The following is a 24,049-nucleotide window of genomic DNA, read 5'->3' as shown; positions in this document are numbered from 1 at the left end:
ATGAAAAAGATTGCTCTGTCCGTATTCCTCGGAGCGGCAGCCTTGGCATACACCGCTTCTGGCGCGTCGGCTTCGACGCTCAGCGATGTGAAGGCCAAGGGCTTTGTTCAATGCGGCGTAAATAGCGCCCTTCTTGGCTTCTCGCAGCCCGATGCCTCCGGCAACTATGCCGGTTTCGACGTCGATCTTTGCAAGGCCGTCGCTGCGGCTGTCTTTGGCGACGTAACCAAGGTAAAATACACCCCTCTTAGCGCGAAAGACCGCTTCACCGCACTGCAGTCCGGTGAAATCGACCTGCTTTCTCGCAACACGACCTGGACGATCAACCGCGATACCGCGCTCGGCCTCAACTTCCGTCCGGTTACCTACTATGACGGCCAGGGCTTCATGGTTCGCAAGGAACTTAACGTGAAGTCGGCTCTGGAACTCTCCGGCGCGGCCGTTTGCGTTCAGTCCGGTACGACGACCGAGCTCAACCTCGCCGACTACTTCAAGACCAACAATCTTCAGTACAATCCGGTGGTCTTCGACAAGCTCGAAGAAGTCAACGCGGCTTACGACTCCGGCCGTTGCGACGTTTACACCACCGACCAGTCCGGCCTCTACGCGCTGCGCCTGACCCTGAAGAACCCTGACGATAACGTCGTTCTGCCGGAAATCATTTCCAAGGAGCCGCTTGGACCGGCCGTTCGCCAGGGCGACGACCAGTGGTTCGATATCGTAAGCTGGACCGCTTATGCTCTGATCAATGCCGAAGAATTCGGCATTACGCAGAAGAACGTCGACGAGATGAAAAGCTCGGCCAATCCGGATATCAAGCGCTTCCTCGGCGTCGAGCAGGGCTCGACGATCGGCACCGACCTCGGCTTGACCAACGACTGGGCCTACAACGTCATCAAGGGCGTCGGCAACTACGGCGAAGTCTTCGACCGCAACATCGGTGCCGGCAGCCCGCTGAAGATTCAGCGTGGCCTGAACGCCCTCTGGAACAAGGGTGGCATTCAGTACGCACCGCCGATTCGCTGAACCGTGATCGTATGACATTGGGAAAGGCGGCTCGCCGCCTTTCCTCCCTTAAGAAAACAAGCCCGAAACGGGCATAGAGGGGAAAAAGTCTGCATGGCAATTACAATAAATTCGCCCGAAGGCGAACGCTCGTCCGGATCAGCGATCAATAATCCCAAAGTCCGAGGTCTGGTTTACCAGGTTCTTACCGTCATCATTCTGTTGGCGCTCGTCGGATTCATTATTCACAACACCGTCGAAAATCTGCGTGCGTCGAACCAGCCTTTTGGATTTGCTTTTCTCGGCGGACGCGCCGGTTTCAATCTCGGCCAAGCGCTGATTCCATTTTCGAGCGATTCCACCAACATCCAAGCGCTCATCGTCGGCCTGCTCAATACCGTTCTCATCGCAGTATCAGGTATCATTGCGGCGACGATCATCGGCTTCATCGTCGGCATCGGCCGGCTTTCGCACAACTGGCTGATCGCGAAGCTTTGCCAGGCCTATGTCGAGCTGTTCCGCAATATCCCGCCGCTGCTCGTCATCTTCTTCTGGTATAGCGGCGTTCTGGTGCTGCTGCCACAGGCGCGCGAGGCCGTGCATCTGCCGTTCTCCAGCTATCTCAGCAATCGCGGCCTTGCCTTTCCGAGCCCGATTTTCGCTAGCGGCATGTGGGCTGTCGGCATCGCGATTGTGGTCGCCATCGTGGCCATATTCTTCATGGCCCGCTGGGCGCACAAGCGCCAGGCGGCGACCGGTCAACAGTTTCACACCATCTGGGTGTCTGTGGCCATATTCATCGCCTTGCCGCTCCTGACCTTCTTCGCAGCCGGCATGCCGCTCTCCTTTGACTATCCGGTCGCCGGCAAGTTCAATCTGACCGGCGGCTCTGTCATTGGGCCGGAATTCATCTCGCTGTTCCTGGCGCTTTCCTTCTACACCGCCTCCTACATCGCCGAAATCGTTCGCGGCGGCATTCGCGCCGTAGCCAAGGGGCAATCGGAAGCGGCCGGCGCGCTAGGGCTTCGCGCCCCAGCCATCACCCGGCTCATCGTCATTCCCCAGGCAATGCGCATCATCATTCCGCCGTTGACGAGCCAGTATCTCAACCTGACGAAGAACTCCTCGCTCGCGATCGCGATCGGCTATGCCGATCTGGTCGCCGTCGGTGGCGTCATTCTCAATCAGTCCGGCCGCGCGATCGAAGTCTTTGTGATCTGGATGGTCATCTACCTTGCGCTGAGCATAGCGACCTCCCTGTTCATGAATTGGTTCAACGCCAAGATGGCTTTGGTGGAGAGATAAGATGTCCAACGGAAGCCAAAGCTTTGTAAGCAAAACAATCCTTCCGCAACTGCCGGCTCCATCGAGCGAAAAGGGCGTCGTTCACTGGCTCAGAAAAAATCTGCTGGCGACGCCGAAAGACGTGGTTCTGACCATCCTTGCGATAGCCTTCCTCGCTTGGGCCGTTCCGCATATTGTCAACTGGCTGTTCATCCAAGCCGCCTGGAGCGGTGCCGATCGCACCTTCTGTGCGACCACCGTGCAAGGCGGAACACAACCGGATGGCTGGAGCGGCGCTTGCTGGGCGTTCGTCCGGGCGAAGTTCACCATCTTCATGGTCGGTCTTTACCCGCCGGAAGAACGTTGGCGGCCGGCTCTCGTTGCGATTATCACCATCATCCTGTTTGTGCCGATGCTGATACCGTCGGTGCCGAGAAAAGGATTGAATGCCATCCTGGCATTCATCGTGCTGCCGATCGTCGCATTTTTCCTGCTTTACGGTGGCTTTGGCCTGGAGGTCGTGGAAACGCAGAAATGGGGCGGCCTCATGGTGACGCTGGTCCTTTCCTTTGTCGCGATCGTGGTCTCCTTTCCGCTCGGCATTATGCTTGCACTCGGACGGCGTTCGAAAATGCCCGTCATCCGCATGCTGTCAGTGCTCTACATCGAAATCATCCGTGGCATTCCGCTGATCACGGTATTGTTCATGGCCAGCGTCATGCTGCCGCTCTTCCTTCCGCAGGGCTGGACGGTGGATAAATTGCTGCGCGCCGTGGTCGGTGTCTCGATGTTTACCTCGGCCTACATCGCCGAAGTTATCCGCGGCGGTCTTCAGGCTGTGCCGAAGGGCCAATTCGAAGGTGCCGATTCGCTTGGTCTCGGCTACTGGCAGAAGATGCGCTTGATTGTTCTGCCGCAGGCGATCAAGCTGGTGATACCCGGGATCGTCAACACCTACATCGGCATGTTCAAGGACACGTCGCTGGTGTCGATCATCAGCATGTTCGATCTGCTCGGTATCGTTCGTCAGAACTTTTCCGACCCGAACTGGGCAAGCGCCGTGACGCCGATTACGGGACTGGTGTTTGCCGGTTTCATATTTTGGCTGTTCTGCTTCAGCATGTCGCGCTATTCAGGCTTCATGGAACGCCATCTCGATACTGGCCACAAACGATAAAAACCGAGGGAAAAAATATGGCTGACGCCCAACCAAAAAAACTGACCATTTCCGACACGGAAGTCGCGGTTGAAATGATCAACATGAATAAGTGGTACGGCGATTTCCACGTACTGCGCGACATCAACCTTAAGGTCATGCGCGGCGAGCGCATCGTTATCGCCGGGCCTTCCGGTTCAGGCAAGTCGACGATGATACGTTGCATTAACCGCCTTGAGGAGCATCAGAAGGGCCAGATCATCGTCGATGGCGTGGAACTCACCAACGATCTGAAGAAGATCGACGAAGTGCGCCGCGAAGTCGGCATGGTGTTCCAGCACTTCAACCTCTTCCCGCATCTGACAATCCTGGAAAACTGCACGCTGGCGCCGATCTGGGTGCGCAAGATGCCGAAGAAGCAGGCGGAAGAAATCGCGATGCACTTCCTCACCCGCGTCAAGATCCCGGAACAGGCAAAGAAATATCCTGGCCAGCTTTCCGGCGGTCAGCAGCAGCGTGTCGCGATTGCCCGTTCGCTCTGCATGAACCCGAAGATCATGCTGTTTGACGAGCCGACCTCGGCGCTCGACCCGGAAATGATCAAGGAAGTGCTGGATACCATGGTGGGTCTGGCCGAAGAAGGCATGACCATGCTCTGCGTCACCCACGAAATGGGCTTCGCCCGTCAGGTTGCGAACCGCGTGATCTTCATGGACCAGGGCCAGATCGTCGAACAGAACTCACCGAAAGAATTCTTCGAAAACCCGCAGCACGAACGTACCAAGCTGTTCCTGAGCCAGATCCTGCACTAAGCGGACCATGCGATGATCAAAAACCCGTCGGCTGTGACGCAGCCGGCGGGTTTTTCAATATATAGGTCGGAATTGCGACGGCGGTTACGATTAACCATATTGACACTCCACGCAAACCAGAACATTGTGTGAACAAATCAGGGCGAGCACAATGGCATCCGGCGAAAAGTTTATTATCCTTCCCTATAAGAAGAACCGCGGAAATCTGGTGCCGGGAGAAATGCGGCAGGCGTCAAGCGCCGCCAGTGCCGAAAAGATCGCCCTTTCCATGGCCGCGCGTTTCGTCGGCGTTGCCGCCTATGCGGTCATGGTCGACGAAGAGACCGGCGACATGACGTCCCCTCGCCTCCTGGCACGGCACGGCGAGATCGCCGACCTGAACGCCGCCTGACCGAATCATCGTCCCGAAGGCGTCCTGTCTCAAGCGCGCTTAACGCAAAGGTCGGCGACCTGAATATAGCCGTAGCGCCCCACTATAAACCCGATATACTGCCGCCGGCTGCGTGGGGATGCAGTTTGTAGGCATTGGGGGGGACGAGACGGGACGTGAAGAAAAGCGACAGGATAATCGCTGCGCTGGCGTTTCTCGGCGCGGCAATCATCGTCGTAAGAGTGATCGGTGCAGTGGCCGGTTATGACCTCATCGACATGGCAGTGAATGCAACCAGACCGGCGGATGCTGGCGGTTGGCCAATGGAGAAGCATTGAGTTACGGCGATAGGATGCTGCAGCGGATGGATACGCCGCAGATGCAAAACTTGGTAAGCTATTGTAATCAAATAGATTTTGGCGACCCCTGCAGGATTCGAACCTGCGACCACCTGCTTAGAAGGCAGGTGCTCTATCCAGCTGAGCTAAGGGGCCTGAAAGCCAAGCCGCCGCGAACTGCCCGCGGCTGGCAACACATGCCTGAAACTTCCGTCAAACTCAATAGGTAGCGAATTCGACGTGTGCCGGATCAATGGGTCCAGGGCTGGATGCGGTTGAAACGGAAGTTATCGGTATAGGAAACCACCTGGCGGTTGGCGTCCTTGGGAGCGAGAACACGATATTCGATGCCGTTGCGCTGGGCATAGGCCTCGGCCTGTTCCTGCGTCTCGAACGTCAGCTTGAGTTGCTGGCGCGTATCGGCCGACGAGGTATAGCCCATAATCGGATCGATCTTGCGCGGGATTTCCTGGTCGAATTCCAGAACCCACAAATGGGTCTTGGCCTTGCCGGATTGCATGGCGGTTTTTGCGGGACGGTAAATCTTGGCAGGCATCGCTGCAGCGCCTCCGGATAAGCGGGACAGTCCCGCCTTTGCTTCTCTCGTCTTCGCCCGGCCCCATGAAGGCTGAGCATTGTGGGATTTGCTTAGCCGCGAATCCCTTTGTTTTCAAGCAAAAAGGCGGGCTAATCTCATCCCAATCCATCGATATCAGGGAGAATTTAGATGGTCGGAGTGGAGAGATTCGAACTCCCGACCCTCTGGTCCCAAACCAGATGCGCTACCAGACTGCGCTACACTCCGTACCCTCACGCATAATCTCTTTGAGGAGACCGCGTCGTCCCGCTTTGCAGAACGAGTGCGGAGATACACGGTTCATCCTCGTGCTGCAACAGCTAAAATGGCGTTGAAGCTCCGATCCCCGGGGAAAATCTACTTGCCGAGTTTTGCGGAAATCGTAGCGCTCGTCACCTTGTCGCCGACGGCAAGGCCGAGTTTTCTTGCGATGCCGCCGTTCAGCTCGATGACGTAAAGCACTGACCCGCCGGAGCTGATGATCGTTTCAGAATAGGGTACGGCGTTTTCCTGAATGTGCGTGACGACGCCACTCCTGTCCAGGAAAAGCATATCGAGCGGTAGCACGGTATTCTTCATCCACATCATGACCGGGCGCGGCGCACCGAAATCGAAAAGCATGCCGTGATCGTCCGGCATGCTCTTGCGATACATCAGGCCGAACTCGAGCTGCGGCTCGGTCAATGCCAATTCCACGGTGAACTTGTGCGTTACGCCCTTGGCCGTTTTGATCGATAGCGGCTCCGAATCGAACGCCATCGATTTTTCGCTGGCCGCTTGCGCGGCAAAGGCGGGAGCGGATGCCCCGACAAGAAAAAGCGCCACGATGGCGCTCTTCAAAACAGCAGAAAACATAACTCTGGTGGTCATATCAATGCGGCCGCGTCACCGGGCTTGGCGCATCCGGATGGATCTCTGCCGCCATCAGGCCCTTCTCACCCGGCCCGAAACGGACAAGGACTACCTGTCCCGGCCGCAACTCCGCCAGACCGAAACGACGCAGCGTTTCCATGTGCACGAAGATGTCCTCTGTGCCCTCACCGCGCGTCAGGAAACCAAAGCCCTTGGTGCGGTTGAACCACTTGACCAAGGCGCGCTCGAGGCCGCTTGTCGCAGTGACCTGGACATGGGTGCGCACCGGCGGCATCTGCGACGGGTGCACGGCGGTCGACTGGTCCATCGAGAGGATTTTGAAAGCCTGATAGCCACGTTCACGGCGCTGAATCAGCGCGACGATGCGCGTGCCCTCGAGAATGGTCTGATAACCGTCGCGGCGCAGGCATGTCACATGCAACAAAACGTCCTGCATGCCGTTATCCGGAACGATGAAGCCAAAACCCTTGGCGACATCGAACCATTTGACGACGCCGGAGATTTCGATGAGCTCGACGGCTTCGCCCGACATCTCTCCGAAGTCGACGATACCCTTCGATGAAATTCTGTCACCCATCTTAGCCAACCCTCGATTACGCGTCACACTGTTACAGTTAACTGATTCCTTGAAATCAAGATTAACATCTTGGTAACGGAAAAGCGCAAGTCCTAGTTTTCGTTTATTCCCATCCGTAGATTAGCGCGCCGAGTCTTGCCTGAAGCTGGTGTCTCGTTTCAGATCGTCTCAGCACAAACATTAGAGAGGAAACAGAATGCGTTATCTTCACACCATGGTCCGCGTTACCGATCTCGACGCCTCACTGCACTTTTATAGCACTCTCTTCGGCCTCACCGAAACCCGTCGCTACGAAAACGAGAAAGGCCGTTTCACTCTCGTTTTCCTTGCTGCCAGCGAGGATGTAGACGCATCCCGAAGCAGCGGCGCGCCCAGTCTGGAACTCACCTACAACTGGGACCCTGAAGAGTATACCGGAGGACGGAACTTCGGTCACCTCGCCTATGAGGTCGATGACATCTACGCAATCTGCCAGAAACTTATGGACAATGGCATTACTATCAACCGGCCGCCCCGCGATGGTCACATGGCTTTCGTGCGGTCTCCGGACGGCATTTCCATCGAGATCCTGCAGAAGGGTGCCGACCTTGCTCCGGCCGAGCCCTGGGCTTCGATGCCCAATACCGGCGCCTGGTGAGGCGCTAGCTTTCGCGAGGCTTACGGCGCGCGCGGAGCCACCGGTTTCGCGCTTGCCGGCCGTACCCGCTCTCCGGCATGCTTGGACGACTCGAAGCATCATGCATCGGATTTCGCGCGGTCATCGTTCCCAGTAGGAAGCCGCTCGACATCATCGTCCCTCGCAAGAGGCCGTTCCGGTGCCAACTTTTAAGCGGGGAACGTCCTTTGTGCGATCGGCAGATTCTATCCGGCAATAAAAAGCTCGCAAGCACTATTGCCATCGCCATGTCATTTCTGATGCTCGCCGGCTGCGCGACGACAGGCAGCAAGCCGAAACAGGTAGCCGAGGTCGAGCCGAAGCCCAATGCTGCCGAAGAGCTCGCCGACGCTCTCAACACCAAAGCCGACGTGAAACGGCAAAAGGGCGACGCCTATCGCGATCCGCTGGTACACAGCGTTCACGGCGCGCATCCGCAGATGGTAGCTGAAGCCACGGGCAATCAATCCTTTTTCCCGCCGGCACCCGCCGGGGCAGCGCCTGTGGCGACAGACGCGCCGGCCGGCATGGCCGGCCTGGTGACGCAGCCGACCGCGGTCAATGCCAATAGAAGCAGCATCTATTCGACGCCCGCGCCGATTGCCGTCAATCCGGATGGAACGCTGGCCACCCAGCCGGGTGGCGGACAGCCGCAGGGACCTAGTCCGATCATGCGCAGCGTCTACAGTATGCCGCCCAGTGCGACGCAGAATGTCACGCCACAACAGGGCAATGGCGGCATGCCCGTCGACCAGACATCCGAGGCGGTCATCCCTCCGCCCGTCATCCGCAACGCCGCCAACGCGTCGGGAAGCCCGATGAGGCCGACAGCGGACGCCACGCCCTCGAAAATTTTGCCCGCCCGCGGCTCCAGTGCCCGCAGAATCGACAGCAAGGAAGCACTGATGCTGGCGCATATCGTTGCGTCGAAGGGCCAGGGCCAGGATGGCAAGCCGCTGATAACCCAGCCGCAGAGCGGATCGGGGTTCTAAACCGGTCCCATCTGCAAACTCCCGCAACATGCTGTTAAGGCGAGCTTATTCAAGCTTCGATGCGCCGTTACGCTTCTGTCATTTTTTCCAAGAAAAAGCGAAATAGACGCTTGCGGGAATGAAATCACCCCGCTATAAGCGCGCCACACAACAGCACGCGCCCTTCGTCTATCGGTTAGGACGACAGATTTTCATTCTGTAAAGAGGGGTTCGACTCCCCTAGGGCGTGCCACTGTTCCTCCTCTCCTACAACAATGAGCTACCTTCCGCTTGCGGTGGCTTTGCGCTATTCCTATATGGTCGCAAGCGCAGCCTGCGCCCTTCGTCTATCGGTTAGGACGACAGATTCTCATTCTGTAAAGAGGGGTTCGACTCCCCTAGGGCGTACCAATCGGACCCACCACGAACTTTTCCACAAGTACCTCGAAAAATTCGCCCTTACCCGTAGATTTTTCTCGATTTTCCGCTTGCGGGAACAAAAGGTGCTGACTATAAGGGCGCCACAGCACGCGCCCTTCGTCTATCGGTTAGGACGACAGATTTTCATTCTGTAAAGAGGGGTTCGACTCCCCTAGGGCGTGCCACTGCTTCCCCTCCCTAAAGCTCTGATTCGTCATCATTAACGCGACGTTTCCCGTACACTACTCACGGCGCCTTGGCGGCATCCATGACACGCAACTGGACACGTCTTGCGCCCTGCCAATGGTCGGCGCCGAGGGTGCCGGCGATGTGGATCTGGGATCCGCGGGAGGAGAGCAGCAGCTCGCCAAGGGGCGTTTCAACGGCGCGGAAGGCGATGCCGTCGAGGCGGCCACCGTCCTGGGCCTCCAGGGTGATCTTGATATGGGATTGGCCGACCAGGCGCGAATCGCGCAGGCGGTGGCTCGGAAGAGCGAAGATCGGCTGCGGATGGCCGGAACCGTAGGGGCCGGCAGTTTCAAGCTGGTCGACCAGCTCCACCGTCGCGCCGCCGGCGCCGAGCGCACCGTCTATCTTCAGCGTTTCGTTGGCGACGAGGCCGGCGACTTGTCTCTCCGCCTTCTCCGTGAAGAAGGCACGGAGTTTGCCGAGATTGGCGCGTTCGACCGTCAGACCCGCCGCCATGGCATGACCGCCGCCCTTGACGAGCAGGCCAGCATCGACGGCAGCGCGCACCATGCGGCCCATGTCGAAACCGTTGATCGAGCGACCGGAGCCAGTGCCTCGCCCCATCGAATCAAAGGCAATGGCAAAGGCGGGGCGGCGGAACTTATCCTTCAGCCGAGAGGCAATCAGGCCAACGATGCCGGGATGCCAGCTTTCCCGTGCCGTGACGATAACGGAGGCTCCGTCGCCGTTGCCGTATTCGGCCAGCGCTTCAGCTTCAGCCTCCTGCAACATGGCGGCTTCCATCGCCTGGCGTTCGCGGTTGAGCTCGTCCAGCCTCTCCGCGATCGTCTCGGCCTCGGAGGCAACGTCGAGCGTCAGCAGCCGGGCGCCAAGCGCGGCATCACCGATACGCCCGCCGGCGTTGATGCGCGGGCCGATCATGAAACCAAAGTGATACGGGCTCACAGGGCCGCCGAGCCCAGCTTTTCGAAATAGGGCGGCCAGGCCGGGATTGCCCTGATGGCGCGCGGCGATCAGGCCCTTGACGACGTAAGCACGATTCAGCCCTTTCAGCGGCACGACATCGCAGACAGTTGCCAGCGCGACGATATCGAGCCAGGCAAGCAGGTCGATGGAGCGCACACGGGCGTCGCCTGCCTCGCGCAACTGCCGCAGGGCCGCGACCAGAACCATAAAGACAACGCCGGCAGCACAGAGATGTCCCTGCCCCGATAGATCGTCCTCTCGATTCGGATTGACCAGCGCATGGCAAGGCGGCAGCTCATGCGCAACCTGGTGATGATCGATGACGACGACGTCGATATTGCGGGCCTTCGCCGCTTCCAGCGATTCGAAGCTGGTGGAACCGCAATCGACGGTAACGATCAGCGTTGCGCCATTATCGATGAGCTGGTTGATGGCAGTGGGATTCGGGCCGTAGCCTTCGAAGATGCGGTCTGGGATATAGATGCTGGCCGGCACGCCGAAATGGGCGAGAAAGCGGTAGAGCAGCGCCGAGGATGCCGCGCCGTCGACGTCGTAGTCACCAAAGATCGCAACCGTCTCGCCCGCCTTGACGGCGCGCAGGAGACGTTGTGCTGCCTTCTCGCAGTCGGTCAGCAGATGGGGGTCTGGCATCAGGCTGCGGATCGTGGGGTCGAGGAAGGCCATGGCCTCTTCGAGGCTGACGCCGCGGCCGGCGAGAACGCGGGCAATCAGATCCGGCAGCCCGTGCGTTTGCGCGATGGCCAGCGCCCGATTCTGGCCGGCCTGGTCGAGCCGGGAAATCCAGCGATTGCCGGAGACGGAGCGTTCGACGCCCAGAAATGCCCGCTGTACAGGATCTGCCGGCTGTTCCACCATCTCTCCCAGAATTGGAAGACCCGTTCCGATTTACCGGAGCGGGCCTTAGTCGTCGGAATTATTCCTTCGGCCGCTCGATGCGGATGACCTGCGGCTCGCCGACAAGATAGCCCTCGGTCTTGATCGCGGCGACAGCCTTGCGCACCGAATCCTCCGTCGTCGCATGGGTGACGAGGATGATCGTCTGATGATGGGCCGGCGCCAGATGCTGCGTCGCGCGCTGCACGATCGATTCCAGCGAAATGTGGTTTTCCGCCATGCGGGTCGCGACGCTGGCGAAAACGCCGGTGCGGTCGAGAACGGTCAGGCGGATGAAATAGCCGCCTTCGTGGCTCTGCATCTGCGCCTTGCGATAGGGTTCCAGCGCCTTGGCAGGGTGACCGAGCACCGGCACGCGCTGCGCACCCGGCTGGCTCTTGGCGATGTCGGCAATATCGCCGAGTACGGAGGAAGCCGTCGCGTTGCCGCCGGCGCCGGGGCCGACCATCAGCAGTTCGCCGAGAATGTCCGATTCGATCGCGACGGCATTGGTGACGCCATCGACCTGGGCGATGACCGATTCGAGCGGCACCATGGTCGGGTGAACGCGCTGTTCGATGCCTGTTTCGGTGCGCTGGGCGACGCCGAGCAGCTTGATGCGGTAGCCAAGGTCGGCTGCGGCGCGGATGTCCTCGATGGAGATATTGGTGATCCCCTCGAGATAGATATCATCGGCCGCGATGCGGTTGCCGAAGGCAAGCGTCGTCAGGATGGCGAGCTTGTGTGCCGTGTCGTTGCCCTCGATGTCGAAGGCCGGATCAGCTTCGGCATAGCCGAGACGCTGGGCTTCCTTCAGGCAATCGGTAAAGGACAGGCCCTCCTTCTCCATCCGGGTCAGGATGTAGTTGCAGGTGCCGTTCATGATGCCGTAGACGCGCGAGATCGTGTTGCCGGTCAGGGATTCACGCAATGCCTTGATGACGGGAATGCCACCGGCGACGGCCGCTTCGAAGTTGAGCAGTGCGCCTTTCTCCTCGGCAATCTCGGCAAGTTCGACGCCGTGATAGGCGAGCAGCGCCTTATTGGCGGTGACGACATGCAGACCACGGGCAAGAGCCGCACGCACGGCGGCGTTGGCCGCGCCTTCGGCACCGCCGATCAGCTCGACAAAGACGTCGATGTCGGCCTTCTGCGCCAGGTCGACCGGGCCGCCGAACCATTCGATGCCGGTGAGGTCGATGCCACGATCCTTGGTGCGATCGCGGGCGGTTACGGCGACGATCTTGACGGGGCGGCCGCAGGTAACGGCAAGCTCGTTGGCGCGGCTCTGTATGATGCGGACGAGCGAGGCACCAACGGTGCCCAAGCCCGCAATGCCGATTTTGAGGGCATCTGCCATGAACAATTCCTGATCAATGTCTTGGGACACGGCAGCCGCGGAGACGGCTGCCGTGAGAAATTAAGAGCGGTGAGCGTTCAGTGAAATCACGTTATGCATGGTCTCATCCGCTGTGGAGAGGAAGCGCTTCAGATTGCGCGCTGCCTGGCGGATGCGATGCTCGTTCTCGACCAGCGCGATGCGGACGTAGTCGTCGCCCTGCTCGCCGAAGCCGATGCCGGGCGCCACCGCGATGTCGGCCTTCTCGACGAGAAGCTTCGAGAACTCCAGCGAGCCGAGATGACGGAATTTTTCCGGGATTTTCGCCCAGGCAAACATCGTCGCTGCCGGCGGCGGCACGTCGAAGCCGGCCTTGCCGAAGCTGTCGACCAGCACGTCGCGGCGGCGCTTGTAGATGTTGCGAACTTCCGCAATATCAGAGCCGTCACCGTTCAGCGCATGCGTTGCCGCCACCTGGATCGGCGTGAAGGCACCGTAATCGAGGTAGGACTTCACGCGTGTCAGCGCCGCGATCAGGCGTTCATTGCCGACGGCAAAGCCCATGCGCCAGCCGGGCATGGAGAAGGTCTTAGACATCGAGGTGAACTCGACGGTGACATCCATCGCGCCCGGAATTTCCAGAACGGACGGCGGCGGATCGTCGTTGAAGTAGATTTCCGAATAGGCCAGATCCGAGAGCACGATGATGTCGTGCTTCTTGGCGAAAGCGATGACTTCCTTGTAGAAATCGAGCGTCGCGACATAGGCCGTCGGGTTCGACGGATAGTTGAGGATCAAGGCCAGCGGCTTCGGGATAGAGTGGCGCACGGCCCGTTCCAGCGGCGGGAAGAAGCTGTCGTCCGGCTCGACCTGCATCGAGCGGATGACGCCGCCTGCCATCAGGAAGCCGAAGGCATGGATCGGATAGGTCGGGTTCGGGCAAAGGATTACATCACCCGGCGCCGTAATCGCCTGCGCCATGTTGGCGAAGCCTTCCTTGGAGCCGAGGGTGGCGACCACCTGCGTATCCGGATTGAGCTTGACGCCGAAGCGGCGGGCATAATAGGCGGCCTGCGCACGGCGCAGTCCCGGAATGCCCTTGGACGAGGAATAGCGGTGCGTGCGCGGGTCCTGGACCACTTCGCACAGCTTATCGACGATCGCCTTGGGGGTCGGAAGATCCGGATTGCCCATGCCGAGGTCGATGATGTCGGCCCCGCCCGCTCGCGCGCTGGCCTTCAAACGGTTGACCTGTTCGAAGACGTAGGGCGGCAAGCGCCGGACTTTATGAAACTCTTCCATTTCTTTCCCCATGGGACAGCGGCCCTCACAACCGCAATGAAGTTCGTCAATCTCCCGGTGAGCCGCGATACGAACTCCGGAATCGCGGCGCCGCAACTATACTGACGCGAAGGATACGGTGAATCTTTGGCGGTTATAGACGCAATGCACTATCAACCCAGGAAGAAACATCGAAATTCAGCCTAGCTGAACGCTTTGCGTCCAAATCGCCTGAAACGCAAGGCTAATTCTGCGTCGGCGCGGGCGTCTGGCTGGGCTCGGCGCTCTGCTGCTGGATTTGCGACAGCGTATCCTGGCCGTGTTCGGCCGCGAGCTTGCGCATCTCGGCGACACGTTTCTGATATTCCGCTTCCGAAATCGTGCCGGCCTTGCGCTGCGCACCGAGCGCCGTCAATTGCTTGCCGATATCGGCCGCCTGCTGGTCGTTGATCTGCACATTCGCCGCCGTCGGAGGAGCGTTGAAGGAGGGGTAACCGTCCTTGTAGTGCTGCTGCGTGTTGCCTTCATCGACCGGCTTGCCTTCAGCGGACTTGACGACCACAGCCTGCGGCGCCTGCTTGCTCTTGGCAAAGGCTGCCTTTTCCGCAGGCGTCGAGCAGCCGGCAAGCGCCAGCGCGAGACAGGCGCACAAAGCACCGCAGAGTACGGAATACCGGTTGAGTCTTGCCACCATGCCGCCGCCCATATTGTCCGTCCTGCTCTATTGCCTTGCCGTGGGTTGCGACTGTTAAATTTGTCGCAGCAGCAAAGCAAGAGCAGGGTTGCGTTTCATTCGACTTGTATTCCTTTTCCCGCAAGATGTACAAATGGAAAACAAAGAGAGCTGCCGCCGGGAGGATGATGCGTGACCGACAGCAAGCGGGACCATAGTGAAGGCAACGGCGCCTTTGCCGGCTTCGACCCTAAGTCAGTCGAGCCTTACATCGTTAGGGATCCCGAGGCGATGGCCGTCAACTTTGCCCGTGCGTTGGAAAATCTCGGCAAGGCCGCTTCCGCATGGCTTGCGCCACGCGAGCGCGGCGAGAAGGTCGACACGGTCGCCGATCCGATGACCGATATCGTCAAGACGCTTTCCAAGGTCAGCGAATACTGGCTTTCCGATCCGCGCCGGACATTGGAGGCACAGACCTATCTGCTATCCGGTTATTTCGGCCTATGGACGAAAACCATGCAGCGCCTCAGCGGTGATTCGGCACCCGAGCCTGAGCCGGTCAAAGACAGGCGCTTCGCCGACGAGGATTGGCAGAAAAATCCCTTCTTCGATTTCCTGCGTCAAACCTATCTGTTGACCGCCGGTTGGGCGGACAAGATGGTCACCGATGCCGAAGGACTGGACGAGCACACGCGCCACAAGGCCTCCTTCTATACCAAGCAGATCACCGCGGCGCTTTCGCCGGCCAATTTCGTCGCCACCAACCCGCAGCTCTATCGCGAGACCGTCGCTTCCAACGCCGAAAACCTCGTGCGCGGCATGAAAATGTTTGCCGAGGATATCAGCGCCGGCCGCGGCGAATTGCGGTTGCGCCAGACCGACATGACGAAATTCGCTGTTGGCCGAGACATGGCACTGACGCCTGGCAAGGTGATCGCGCAGAGCGATGTCTGCCAGGTCATTCAATATGAAGCGGCAACGGATAAAGTGTTGAAGCGGCCGCTGCTGATCTGCCCGCCCTGGATCAACAAATTCTACATTCTCGATCTCAACCCGCAGAAATCCTTTATCAAATGGTGTGTCGAACAGGGGCACACCGTCTTCGTCATCTCCTGGGTGAACCCGGATAAGCGCCACGCTGCCAAGGACTGGACGTCCTATGCGCGCGAAGGCATCGATTTCGCGCTGGATATGATCGAGAAGGCAACCGGCGAGAAAGAGGTCAACGCCGTCGGCTATTGCGTCGGCGGTACGCTGCTGGCGGCAACACTCGCTTTGCACGCCAAGGAAAAGAACAAACGCATCCGCACCGTCACCTTCCTGACCACTCAGGTCGATTTCACCTTTGCCGGCGACCTCAAGGTTTTCGTCGATGAAGAGCAGATCTCGGCGCTGGAAGAGCAGATGACGGCGGTCGGCTATCTCGAGGGCTCGAAAATGGCGACAGCCTTCAACATGCTGCGCGCCTCGGAGCTGATCTGGCCCTATTTCGTCAACAGCTATCTGAAGGGCCAGGAACCCCTACCCTTCGATCTTCTGTTCTGGAACGCCGATTCCACGCGAATGGCGGCCGCCAACCATTCATTTTATCTGCGCAATTGCTATCTCGACAATGCTTTGAGCCAGGGCAAGATGGTGCTCGACGGCAAAAAGCTGTCGCTGAAGGACGTCAAGATACCCGTCTATAATCTGGCAACACGCGAGGATCACATCGCACCGGCCAAATCCGTCTTCATTGGCAGCCAGTTCTTCGGCGGGCCGGTGGAATTCGTGGTGACTGGCTCCGGTCATATCGCCGGTGTCGTCAACCCGCCGGACAAGCATAAATACCAGTTCTGGACGGGCGGCGCGGTCAAGGGTGATTATGATCAATGGCTCGGCGAAGCCAGGGAGACGCCAGGCTCCTGGTGGCCGCATTGGCTTGAATGGATCAAAGGCAACGACAGCCGCATGGTTCCCGCCCGCAAGCCAGGTGGCGCGGCGCTGAACGCCATTGAGGAAGCACCCGGCAGCTTCGTCATGGAACGCGCCTAAGCGGCGACCATTCATGCTGTTCGACCCGCCCCTCGTCCCCGCACGGCTGATCGCCCGCTATAAACGCTTCCTTTTCGATGCCGAACTGGAGAGCGGCGAGATCATCACCGGCTCCTGCCCAAACACCGGCTCGATGCAGGGCCTGACAACACCCGGTTCGCGCATCTGGCTTTCAGAACACGACAGTCCGAAGCGTAAATATCGGCACGTTTTCGAATTGATCGAAGCAGATGGCACCACGGTCGGCGTCAACACGGCCATGCCGAACCGGTTGGCGGCGGAGGCAATCGCGCTCAGGCAGATTTCCGATCTCGGCGACTACACGACCGTTCGGCGTGAGCAAAATTACGGCCGCAATTCCCGCATCGACCTGCTCTTGACCGATCCCTTGAGGACAACCACCTATGTCGAAGTCAAGAATGTGCATTTCATGCGCCAGCCGGGCCTTGCCGAATTTCCCGATACGGTGACAGCCCGCGGCGCCAAGCATCTCGAAGAACTCGGCGATATGGCGCAAGCGGGATACCGCGCCGTCATGCTATTCGTGATCCAGCGGCACGACTGCCGGCGTTTTCGTGTTTGTGGCGATCTCGATACCGTCTACACCGCGGCGTTTGAGCGAGCTTTGAAGCGCGGCGTCGAAGTCTATGCTGTCAAATGCAAGGTCTCGCCGACGGAAATAACGCCTGCAGGGTTGATCCCGATAGACGAACCCGGCATAGCTGCATTAAATACCAGTATAAAGATTTCTGCTGAAGGCTGATCATGGTGAATTACATCGAAGCGGCAACGGCGCCGTCGAAAAACACAGGCGCCATCCGCCTCTACGGCCCCGACGCTTTCGCAGGAATGCGCAAGGCATGCCAGTTGACCGCTCGTTGCCTCGACGAACTGGCCGCCATCGTCGGGCCTGGCGTACCGACTGATGTCATCGATCGCTTCGTCTTCGAATTCGGTATGGATCATGGCGCTTACCCGGCGACATTGAACTATCGCGGTTATATGAAATCCTCCTGCACGTCGATCAATCACGTTGTCTGCCACGGCATTCCCAACGACAAGCCGCTGCGCGACGGCGATATCGTCAATATCGACGTGACCTATGTGCTCGACGGCTGGCACGGCGATTCCAGCCGCATGTATCCCGTCGGCGAGATCAAGCGCTCGGCGGAGCGGCTGCTGGAAGTGACCTACGAATCGCTAATGCGCGGCATCGCCGCCGTGCGTCCCGGTGCCCGCACCGGCGCAATCGGCGAAGCGATCCAGGCCTATGCCGAAGCGGAGCGCTGCTCCGTCGTGCGCGATTTCTGCGGCCACGGCGTCGGCAGCCTCTTCCATGATTCCCCGAACATCCTGCATTACGGCCGCGCCAGCGAGGGCCCGGAACTGCGTGAAGGCATGATCTTCACCATCGAGCCGATGATCAATCTCGGACGACCGCATGTGAAAGTGCTTGGCGACGGCTGGACGGCGGTCACGCGCGACCGCTCCCTGTCGGCGCAGTATGAACACACCGTCGGTGTCACTGCCACCGGCTGCGAGATCTTCACCCTGTCGCCCGGCGGCCTCGACCGTCCCGGCCTGCCACCGCTGCAGGGGTAATGCATGGCGAAGCGCCCCGCTTCTTCCTCCGGACATGGCGACATGCCCATCGATAGCAGCGGGGCGACGGATAGTCTTGAAGAAGCTCCTCTCTTCGACGAGCGGCTGTTTTTCGCCCATCAATCCACCAAGACCGCGCTGCGCGACAAACCGGCGAAGCCGCCGAGCGTGCCGGCCAATGCCGAGGCTCACTATCACGGTCACCGGGAACGCCTGCGCAATCGCTATCGCGATGGGGGCGATGCGGCGCTTGCCGATTACGAAATCCTCGAACTCCTGCTGTTTCGGCTGATTCCGCGCCGCGACACCAAGCCGATCGCCAAGGCGCTGCTTGCTCGCTTCGGCACGCTCGGCGGCGTCTTCGGCGCGCCGGCCAATCTGCTGCAGGAAATCAGCGGCGTCGGCGAAGCCGTGGCTCTCGATCTGAAGCTGGTGGCAAGCGTGGCGCAGCGCATGCTGAAAAGCGAGCTGACGGGCAAGCCGGTGCTCTCCTCCTGGAAGGCTCTGATCGACTATTGCCACACCGCCATGGCGCATGAGACGCGCGAACAGTTTCGAATCCTGTTTCTCGACAAGCGCAATGCCCTGATCGCGGATGAGGTGCAGGGTTTGGGAACGATCGACCATACGCCGGTCTATCCGCGCGAGGTGGTCAGACGTGCGCTCGAACTCTCGGCCACCGCCGTGATTCTCGTCCATAACCATCCTTCCGGCGACCCTACACCCTCGCGCGCCGATATCGACATGACGAAGACGATCATCGACACGGCCGGCCCTTTGGGTATCACCGTTCACGATCATATTATCATCGGCAAGAACGGCCATGTCAGCTTCAGGGCGTTGCGGCTGATCTGAATCGATACCTCTGGATAGATTGCAACATCAGAATACCCGCATAATAATTTGTTTTTATTATACTTTACGACACAAGCAATACCGTTGAATTCTGACCTATCGATAGTTTCCTGCCTCAGCACCTCCCCTTGCGCTTTTCAGGTATTTGTCAGGATGTTCTGACACAAGGATAACGCCTCCAGATCGGTGCGCTTGCACACGGAAGCGATTGTTTTGTTTGCGCCTTATCCGCTCGAGCTGCGGCGTACCCCGGAGACTACATGCCGAAGACGTCATTGCTGCTTTCTGGTCGTCTGCGCCGCATCGGTCGTGGTGTCCTTCTTGCATTTTCTCCTTTTGCGCTGATTGCCGGCGGCTTCTACGCCCATATGCTGTGGACGACGAATTTCCATCCCGTCATCGCAGGCGAGGTCTACCGCTCTTCTCAGCCATCGCCGGCGACGATCGCGGAACTGCAGAAGCAATATGGTATCAAGACCATCATCAACTTGCGCGGCGACAATAGCGGCCGCACCTGGTACGACAACGAAGTCGCCCAGGCGAAGGAACTCAATATCAATCATATTGATTTTCGCATGTCCTCCGGCCACGAGCTGACCCAGGAGCAGGCAGCGCGGCTTGTTGAGATCATGCGCGATGCGCCGAAGCCGTTGTTGATCCATTGCCAGGCCGGCGCAGATCGCACGGGGCTTGCCTCGGCCCTCTATCTCGCTGCTATCGCCAAAGCCGGCGAAGCGGCCGCGGAAGATCAGATGTCGATCATCTACGGACATCTGCCGCTTTCCTTCACCCATGCCTATGCCATGGACCGGACTTTCGAAAAGCTGGAGCCTTGGCTCGGCCTTTCCAGCTCCTGATCATTTCCTGTTAGATAATCTGTAACATTGAGCCGCTACCGGTTGACGGACAGCATGTTGCGTTGCGACATTGATTCCATAAATCCAATCACCCGAGGCTTCCGATGGACCAATTCGATCTCATAGTCGTGGGCAGCGGCCCCGCAGGCCGCAGAGGCGCCATTCAGGCCGCCAAGCTCGGCAAGAGGGTGCTGGTGATCGAACAGGGCAAGCGTGTCGGGGGTGTCTCCGTCCATACCGGCACCATTCCGTCGAAGACGCTGCGCGAGACCGCGCTCAATCTCTCCGGCTGGCGCGAACGCGGCTTCTACGGCCGCGCCTATCGTGTGAAGCAGGAAATCAGCGCCGCGGATTTGCGTCGCCGCCTGTTGATCACTCTCGACCATGAAGTCGAAGTTCTGGAGCATCAATTCGCTCGCAACCGGGTACAGCATATACGCGGCAAGGCGAGCTTCGTCGATCCGCAGACCATGCAGGTGGTCAAGGACGACGGCGAAGTCGTCCATGTCACGGGCGCCAGCATTCTGCTCGCGGTCGGCACCAAGCCCTTCCGTCCCGACTATATGCCCTTCGATGGCAAGACCGTTCTCGACAGCGACGAATTGCTGGAGATCGAGGATTTGCCGCGTTCGATGGTCGTCATCGGCGCCGGCGTCATCGGTATCGAATATGCGACGATCTTCAGCGCGCTCGACACGCAGGTGACGCTGATCGATCCGAAATCGACGATGCTCGACTTCATCGACAAGGAAATCGTAGAGGATTTCATCTATCAGCTACGCGACCGCAACATGAAGCTGCTGCTGGGGCAAAAGGCCGAAAAGGTCACCCGCCAGGACGGCAAGGTGGAACTGTTGCTGGACAATGGTCGCCGCATCATCACCGACATGGTGCTGTTTGCCGCCGGCCGCATGGGTGCCACCGACACGCTCAATCTGGCTGCTGCCGGCCTCGAGGCGGACAATCGCGGCCGCCTCAGCGTCAATCCCGAAACCTTTGCCACCAACGTCCCGCATATCTTTGCGGCTGGCGACGTCGTCGGCTTTCCGAGCCTTGCTTCAACCTCGATGGAACAAGGCCGCATCGCCGCCCGCGTCGCCGTCGGTGCCATCGCCAAGGAGCCACCGAAATACTTCCCCTACGGCATCTATGCCGTGCCGGAAATCTCCACCTGCGGTCTTTCCGAAGAAGAGGTCAAGGAACGCCACATTCCCTACGAGTGCGGCATCGCCCGTTTCCGCGAGACGTCGCGCGGCCATATCATGGGCCTCGACACCGGCCTCCTGAAGATGATCTTCTCGCTGAAGACCCGCCGCCTTCTCGGCGTCCACATCGTCGGCGAAGGCGCGACCGAACTCGTCCATATCGGCCAGGCGGTATTGAACCTCAAAGGCACGGTGGAATATTTCGTCGAAAACACCTTCAACTACCCGACGCTCGCCGAAGCCTACAAAATCGCCGGCCTGGATGCGTGGAACCGCATGGGCGATATCAAGTCGGAGATTTGAGTAGGTTGCGGAACGGCCCCCTCTCTCCGTCGAAACGGTGGGAGGAGACTCAGTTTTCCGTGTCTCGTAGCAATGCCGCTGATGGCCACTTTTGGCCGGAAGCGGATACGACTGCTTGAAGGCGACGGGAAATCCCCGTGAAGTCAGCGCCGCTGATTTCTGCGATGGAAGCCCTCATTCGAGGTTGCGCATTTCGGTATCCATCCAGCTACAGAATTGCCGAACCGCTCTCGCTTCCGAGCGGCGCTGGTAACGATATGTACCGGTTTCGACCGGTTGATATCCGGGCAAGGTCACCAATGCACCCGACTTCGTTTCCCTGCCCGTGAGAACCGTCGGCGCCAGCACCATTCCAAGACCGGCAACGCAAGCATGAAGAGCCGCATCGTCCGTGTCGAATTCATGACCGAAGGAAAGGTCTGTCAGCGAAATATTGAACGTATCGCACCAGAGCTTCCAGTCCCAGTTGTCCACGCAGCATTGAAGAGCTGGCACGTCCGAAACGGCAATTACGTGGCTGCCAGTATCTCTTGCCAGTAGATTTGGGGAAACAACCGGGCGGCGCAGGTCGTGAGCAAGGTATTCCCATTCCTCGGCCGCTTTCCCTACTCGGAAATAGCGGATACTGACATCGGAGTCGGGGAAGGCTGGAAAACCTCGTGCGGAACTTGTTTCCACCCGAACGCGCACCTGTGGGCAGAGAGCCCGAAAACGATCCAGTGACGGTATGAGCCAACGCAGCGCAAGCGACGTCGTCGCATGGACGCTGATTTCGTTTTCGTCGCGATAAAGGGCATCGGCCGAACGCTCGATGAGCCCGATCGCCGGCGCAACCTCCTGATAGAACCGCCGTCCCACCTCGGTCAGGGAAACGGTGTTGTTTCCTCGGCGGAAGAAACTCACCCCAAGCTCGTCTTCGAGCTTTTTGAGCTGATGGCTCACCGCGCTGGAGGTAACGCCAAGTTCAGCACCGGCGGCAGTTAGGCTCTCGGTGCGTCCACGATTGCGAAGACCCTGATGGCGTTGAGGGAGATACGATGCTTTTCCTGCATGAATTTTGCTCAAGCTCCTCTCAAATTCCTCGTTTGAGCATCATACGAAAATCGAGCACAAGCTAACGCGAGAGCCCATCAGTTCATGCAATGTGCTCATCCAATATCACACCATAACCAGAGCCGCAGCAATGGTAGCTGCTGGCTCAGCATTAATTTCTTTATTGTTCGCTCGCCGACGCAGGTGGCGCCGCCGCCTCATTTCCTCAGAAACAAAAGCTACTGATATCCAAAGGTCTTTGATGCTTCGCCTTCCCCATCGCAACCGCGACTTGATCGTGCTTTCCGCGCCGCTTGCCTGGACTTCGCTCCGCTCGCCCACAGTTCGTGCCGTTGTCGCGCTATCATTGACTCAGCTCATTGGCTGGGGCGCAACCTTCTACTTGCCGGCGGTGACCGGCCCTGCCATGGCCGGTGAACTGGGAATGACCCTGCCGATGATCATGGCGGGACCGACAGTCATGCTCATCGTCATGGCTATGGTGTCTTGGCCGCTGAGCACCCTCTTCGAGCGCCACGGCGCGCGCCCGATTATGGTTTGGGGATCATCCTTGGGCGCGGCCGGCCTGCTGGTTATGGGCTTGGCCGATGGTCCGGTGTCCTATGTCCTCTCGTGGATCATTCTCGGCATCGCCGGTGCCAGCATGTTAACGACACCGACGCAGATCGCGGTGACCGAAATCGCCGGCGAGAAAGCGCGCCAAGCACTCGGCGGGCTGATCCTGGCCGGCGGGCTGACATCAACCATCGTTTGGCCAGTGACGGGACTTTTACAAGCTCGATGGGGCTGGCGCACGACGACGTTGACCTATGCGGCTCTCATGCTGCTTGTCTGCATGCCATTGCATTGGGCCGCGCTTGCCAGACGACCCAGGGAGACGTTCTCAGCGAAGGCGGTGGCCGAGCCTATTGCCATCGACCGGCGACGCTTCGCGCTGCTAGCCATGAGCTTTGCTGCCAATGGCTTCGTCACCTGGGGTTTTGCCCTCACAATCATTATCCTATTCGAGGCTGCGGGTCTCGATCACGCCAAGGCACTAGCGACAGCGGCCTTTATCGGCCTAGCCCAATGGGCGGGGCGGGTCGTCGATTTTTTGGGCGGTCAGCGCTGGTCGGGCTTCGTTACCGGTCTTGCCGCATCGGCCCTATTCCCGGCGAGCTTCATCGTCCTTCTACTGACGAGCAATCCCACCGGCGCTGTGTTTTTCGCCGCACTCTATGGCCTTGCCAGCGGCGTCACCGCCGTCACCCGCGCCACGCTGCCGTTACAAATTTTCCCCGCCAGCGCTTATGCCCGCGCATCGGCGCAACTGGCCGTACCTCTCTATCTCGCCTTTGCCACCGCACCGCCGATATTTACCGCCATTCTCACCTCAGCCGGTCCCCATGCCGCTCTGTGGCTGGCCCTGGTCATCTCGATCTTCGCCTTTTGTGCGCTTCTCAGTCTTTCGCTGCTGCACCGCCAAATGAATCAAAGATCACAACAGAACTAGATCCTGAATGTCTATTGAGCTTAGTGCTATGACCGCTTCTGGCGCGATATCGCCATTAGCGCTACCGCCACGGCTGCCGGCATCTGCTCCTGAATTCCGCAATTTTCATCGCCTTAAGCCAAACGGCATAGGGGGCGATCATAGCTGATCGCACCCCTGCCACACCACCCGGCATGCGGGTCCGCACCGGGCGGTTCGAGAGATTGAGGTTAGGTGAGCCTGGGCATTCCAAGTTGGTCGGCCCATC

The 24,049-nt window shown here is 59.2% G+C and carries 23 protein-coding genes and 5 tRNA genes; 18 read left to right on the top strand and 10 right to left on the bottom strand.

What is annotated here, in order from left to right; genetic code table 11:
- From ACXHXG_RS27750 to ACXHXG_RS27725, 6 genes are all read left to right on the top strand, one after another.
- Positions 1-1,026: an amino acid ABC transporter substrate-binding protein gene (locus ACXHXG_RS27750; RefSeq protein ID WP_104822962.1), complete on the top strand. Its 1,026-nt coding sequence runs from the start codon at positions 1-3 to the stop codon at positions 1,024-1,026.
- 93 nt (positions 1,027-1,119) lie between these two features.
- On the top strand, positions 1,120-2,310 hold the full coding sequence (locus ACXHXG_RS27745; RefSeq protein ID WP_104822961.1) for an amino acid ABC transporter permease: 1,191 nt from the start codon (positions 1,120-1,122) through the stop codon (positions 2,308-2,310).
- A gap of 1 nt (position 2,311) precedes the next feature.
- A complete protein-coding gene (locus ACXHXG_RS27740; RefSeq protein WP_104822960.1) occupies positions 2,312-3,466 on the top strand; it encodes an amino acid ABC transporter permease in 1,155 nt (384 codons plus the stop codon).
- 17 nt (positions 3,467-3,483) lie between these two features.
- Entirely contained in the window at positions 3,484-4,257 is a 774-nt protein-coding gene (locus ACXHXG_RS27735) for an amino acid ABC transporter ATP-binding protein (RefSeq protein WP_104822959.1), read from the top strand.
- Between the two features lie 151 nt (positions 4,258-4,408).
- Positions 4,409-4,648 (top strand): hypothetical protein, encoded by a 240-nt coding sequence (locus ACXHXG_RS27730; protein WP_104822958.1) that lies wholly within the window; start codon positions 4,409-4,411, stop codon positions 4,646-4,648.
- 155 nt (positions 4,649-4,803) lie between these two features.
- Positions 4,804-4,965 (top strand): hypothetical protein, encoded by a 162-nt coding sequence (locus ACXHXG_RS27725; protein WP_457901416.1) that lies wholly within the window; start codon positions 4,804-4,806, stop codon positions 4,963-4,965.
- A 79-nt stretch (positions 4,966-5,044) separates the two neighbouring features.
- On the opposite strand, the gene ACXHXG_RS27720 is transcribed toward ACXHXG_RS27725, so the two are convergent.
- From ACXHXG_RS27720 to ACXHXG_RS27700, 5 genes are all read right to left on the bottom strand, one after another.
- Positions 5,045-5,121, bottom strand: a tRNA-Arg gene (locus tag ACXHXG_RS27720).
- A 94-nt stretch (positions 5,122-5,215) separates the two neighbouring features.
- Positions 5,216-5,521 carry an ETC complex I subunit gene (locus ACXHXG_RS27715; RefSeq protein WP_283050236.1) on the bottom strand — a complete coding sequence of 102 codons (306 nt, stop codon included), beginning with the start codon at positions 5,519-5,521 and terminating at the stop codon, positions 5,216-5,218.
- A 172-nt stretch (positions 5,522-5,693) separates the two neighbouring features.
- A tRNA-Pro gene (locus ACXHXG_RS27710) sits at positions 5,694-5,770 on the bottom strand.
- Positions 5,771-5,899: 129 nt separating this feature from the next.
- Positions 5,900-6,412, bottom strand: coding sequence for a DUF192 domain-containing protein (locus tag ACXHXG_RS27705; protein WP_104822953.1), 513 nt, complete (start codon positions 6,410-6,412; stop codon positions 5,900-5,902).
- Between the two features lies 1 nt (position 6,413).
- Complete coding sequence (locus ACXHXG_RS27700) at positions 6,414-6,992, bottom strand: cold-shock protein (protein WP_028753855.1); 579 nt, start codon at positions 6,990-6,992, stop codon at positions 6,414-6,416.
- Positions 6,993-7,188: 196 nt separating this feature from the next.
- On the opposite strand from ACXHXG_RS27700, the gene ACXHXG_RS27695 reads away from it, so the two are divergent.
- The 5 genes from ACXHXG_RS27695 (at position 7,189) to ACXHXG_RS27675 (ending at position 9,223) form a co-directional block, all read left to right on the top strand.
- On the top strand, positions 7,189-7,629 hold the full coding sequence (locus tag ACXHXG_RS27695; protein WP_457901415.1) for a VOC family protein: 441 nt from the start codon (positions 7,189-7,191) through the stop codon (positions 7,627-7,629).
- 266 nt (positions 7,630-7,895) lie between these two features.
- Positions 7,896-8,639, top strand: a complete 744-nt coding sequence (locus ACXHXG_RS27690) for a hypothetical protein (RefSeq protein WP_457901414.1) — start codon at positions 7,896-7,898, stop codon at positions 8,637-8,639.
- Positions 8,640-8,796: 157 nt separating this feature from the next.
- Positions 8,797-8,871 (top strand) — tRNA-Glu (locus tag ACXHXG_RS27685).
- A gap of 83 nt (positions 8,872-8,954) precedes the next feature.
- Positions 8,955-9,029: transfer RNA gene (locus ACXHXG_RS27680), tRNA-Glu, on the top strand.
- Positions 9,030-9,148: 119 nt separating this feature from the next.
- A tRNA-Glu gene (locus tag ACXHXG_RS27675) sits at positions 9,149-9,223 on the top strand.
- Between the two features lie 61 nt (positions 9,224-9,284).
- Here ACXHXG_RS27675 and recJ read toward each other — a convergent pair.
- The 4 genes from recJ to ACXHXG_RS27655 all read right to left on the bottom strand — a co-directional run bounded on the left by recJ (position 9,285) and on the right by ACXHXG_RS27655 (position 14,434).
- Positions 9,285-11,090 carry a single-stranded-DNA-specific exonuclease RecJ gene (gene recJ, locus ACXHXG_RS27670; protein WP_457901413.1) on the bottom strand — a complete coding sequence of 602 codons (1,806 nt, stop codon included), beginning with the start codon at positions 11,088-11,090 and terminating at the stop codon, positions 9,285-9,287.
- 58 nt (positions 11,091-11,148) lie between these two features.
- Entirely contained in the window at positions 11,149-12,468 is a 1,320-nt protein-coding gene (locus tag ACXHXG_RS27665) for a homoserine dehydrogenase (RefSeq protein ID WP_104822949.1), read from the bottom strand.
- A 60-nt stretch (positions 12,469-12,528) separates the two neighbouring features.
- Complete coding sequence (locus ACXHXG_RS27660) at positions 12,529-13,749, bottom strand: LL-diaminopimelate aminotransferase (RefSeq protein ID WP_133706294.1); 1,221 nt, start codon at positions 13,747-13,749, stop codon at positions 12,529-12,531.
- A 223-nt stretch (positions 13,750-13,972) separates the two neighbouring features.
- Positions 13,973-14,434 carry a hypothetical protein gene (locus tag ACXHXG_RS27655; protein WP_104822948.1) on the bottom strand — a complete coding sequence of 154 codons (462 nt, stop codon included), beginning with the start codon at positions 14,432-14,434 and terminating at the stop codon, positions 13,973-13,975.
- 159 nt (positions 14,435-14,593) lie between these two features.
- Between ACXHXG_RS27655 and phaC the strand changes: the two genes are divergently transcribed.
- The 6 genes from phaC (at position 14,594) to sthA (ending at position 21,257) form a co-directional block, all read left to right on the top strand.
- Entirely contained in the window at positions 14,594-16,435 is a 1,842-nt protein-coding gene (phaC, locus tag ACXHXG_RS27650) for a class I poly(R)-hydroxyalkanoic acid synthase (RefSeq protein ID WP_457901412.1), read from the top strand.
- Positions 16,436-16,448: 13 nt separating this feature from the next.
- Positions 16,449-17,198, top strand: a complete 750-nt coding sequence (sfsA, locus tag ACXHXG_RS27645) for a DNA/RNA nuclease SfsA (protein WP_283050218.1) — start codon at positions 16,449-16,451, stop codon at positions 17,196-17,198.
- 2 nt (positions 17,199-17,200) lie between these two features.
- Positions 17,201-18,037 (top strand): type I methionyl aminopeptidase, encoded by an 837-nt coding sequence (gene map / locus ACXHXG_RS27640; RefSeq protein ID WP_104822945.1) that lies wholly within the window; start codon positions 17,201-17,203, stop codon positions 18,035-18,037.
- A gap of 3 nt (positions 18,038-18,040) precedes the next feature.
- Positions 18,041-18,892, top strand: coding sequence for a RadC family protein (radC, locus tag ACXHXG_RS27635; RefSeq protein WP_457901411.1), 852 nt, complete (start codon positions 18,041-18,043; stop codon positions 18,890-18,892).
- A gap of 260 nt (positions 18,893-19,152) precedes the next feature.
- Complete coding sequence (locus tag ACXHXG_RS27630) at positions 19,153-19,749, top strand: dual specificity protein phosphatase family protein (protein ID WP_104822943.1); 597 nt, start codon at positions 19,153-19,155, stop codon at positions 19,747-19,749.
- A gap of 104 nt (positions 19,750-19,853) precedes the next feature.
- On the top strand, positions 19,854-21,257 hold the full coding sequence (sthA, locus tag ACXHXG_RS27625) for a Si-specific NAD(P)(+) transhydrogenase (protein WP_457901410.1): 1,404 nt from the start codon (positions 19,854-19,856) through the stop codon (positions 21,255-21,257).
- 174 nt (positions 21,258-21,431) lie between these two features.
- Here the strand turns inward: sthA and ACXHXG_RS27620 are convergent, their stop codons facing one another.
- The gene (locus ACXHXG_RS27620) at positions 21,432-22,322 is read right to left on the bottom strand and encodes a LysR substrate-binding domain-containing protein (RefSeq protein WP_457901409.1); all 891 of its coding nucleotides are present in this window, start codon (positions 22,320-22,322) and stop codon (positions 21,432-21,434) included.
- A 229-nt stretch (positions 22,323-22,551) separates the two neighbouring features.
- Between ACXHXG_RS27620 and ACXHXG_RS27615 the strand changes: the two genes are divergently transcribed.
- Entirely contained in the window at positions 22,552-23,802 is a 1,251-nt protein-coding gene (locus tag ACXHXG_RS27615; protein ID WP_457901408.1) for an MFS transporter, read from the top strand.
- Positions 23,803-24,049: the final 247 nt, after the last annotated feature.

Source organism: Rhizobium sp. LEGMi-198b (assembly GCF_054114205.1).
This window is presented reverse-complemented; position numbering and strand designations above follow the sequence as displayed.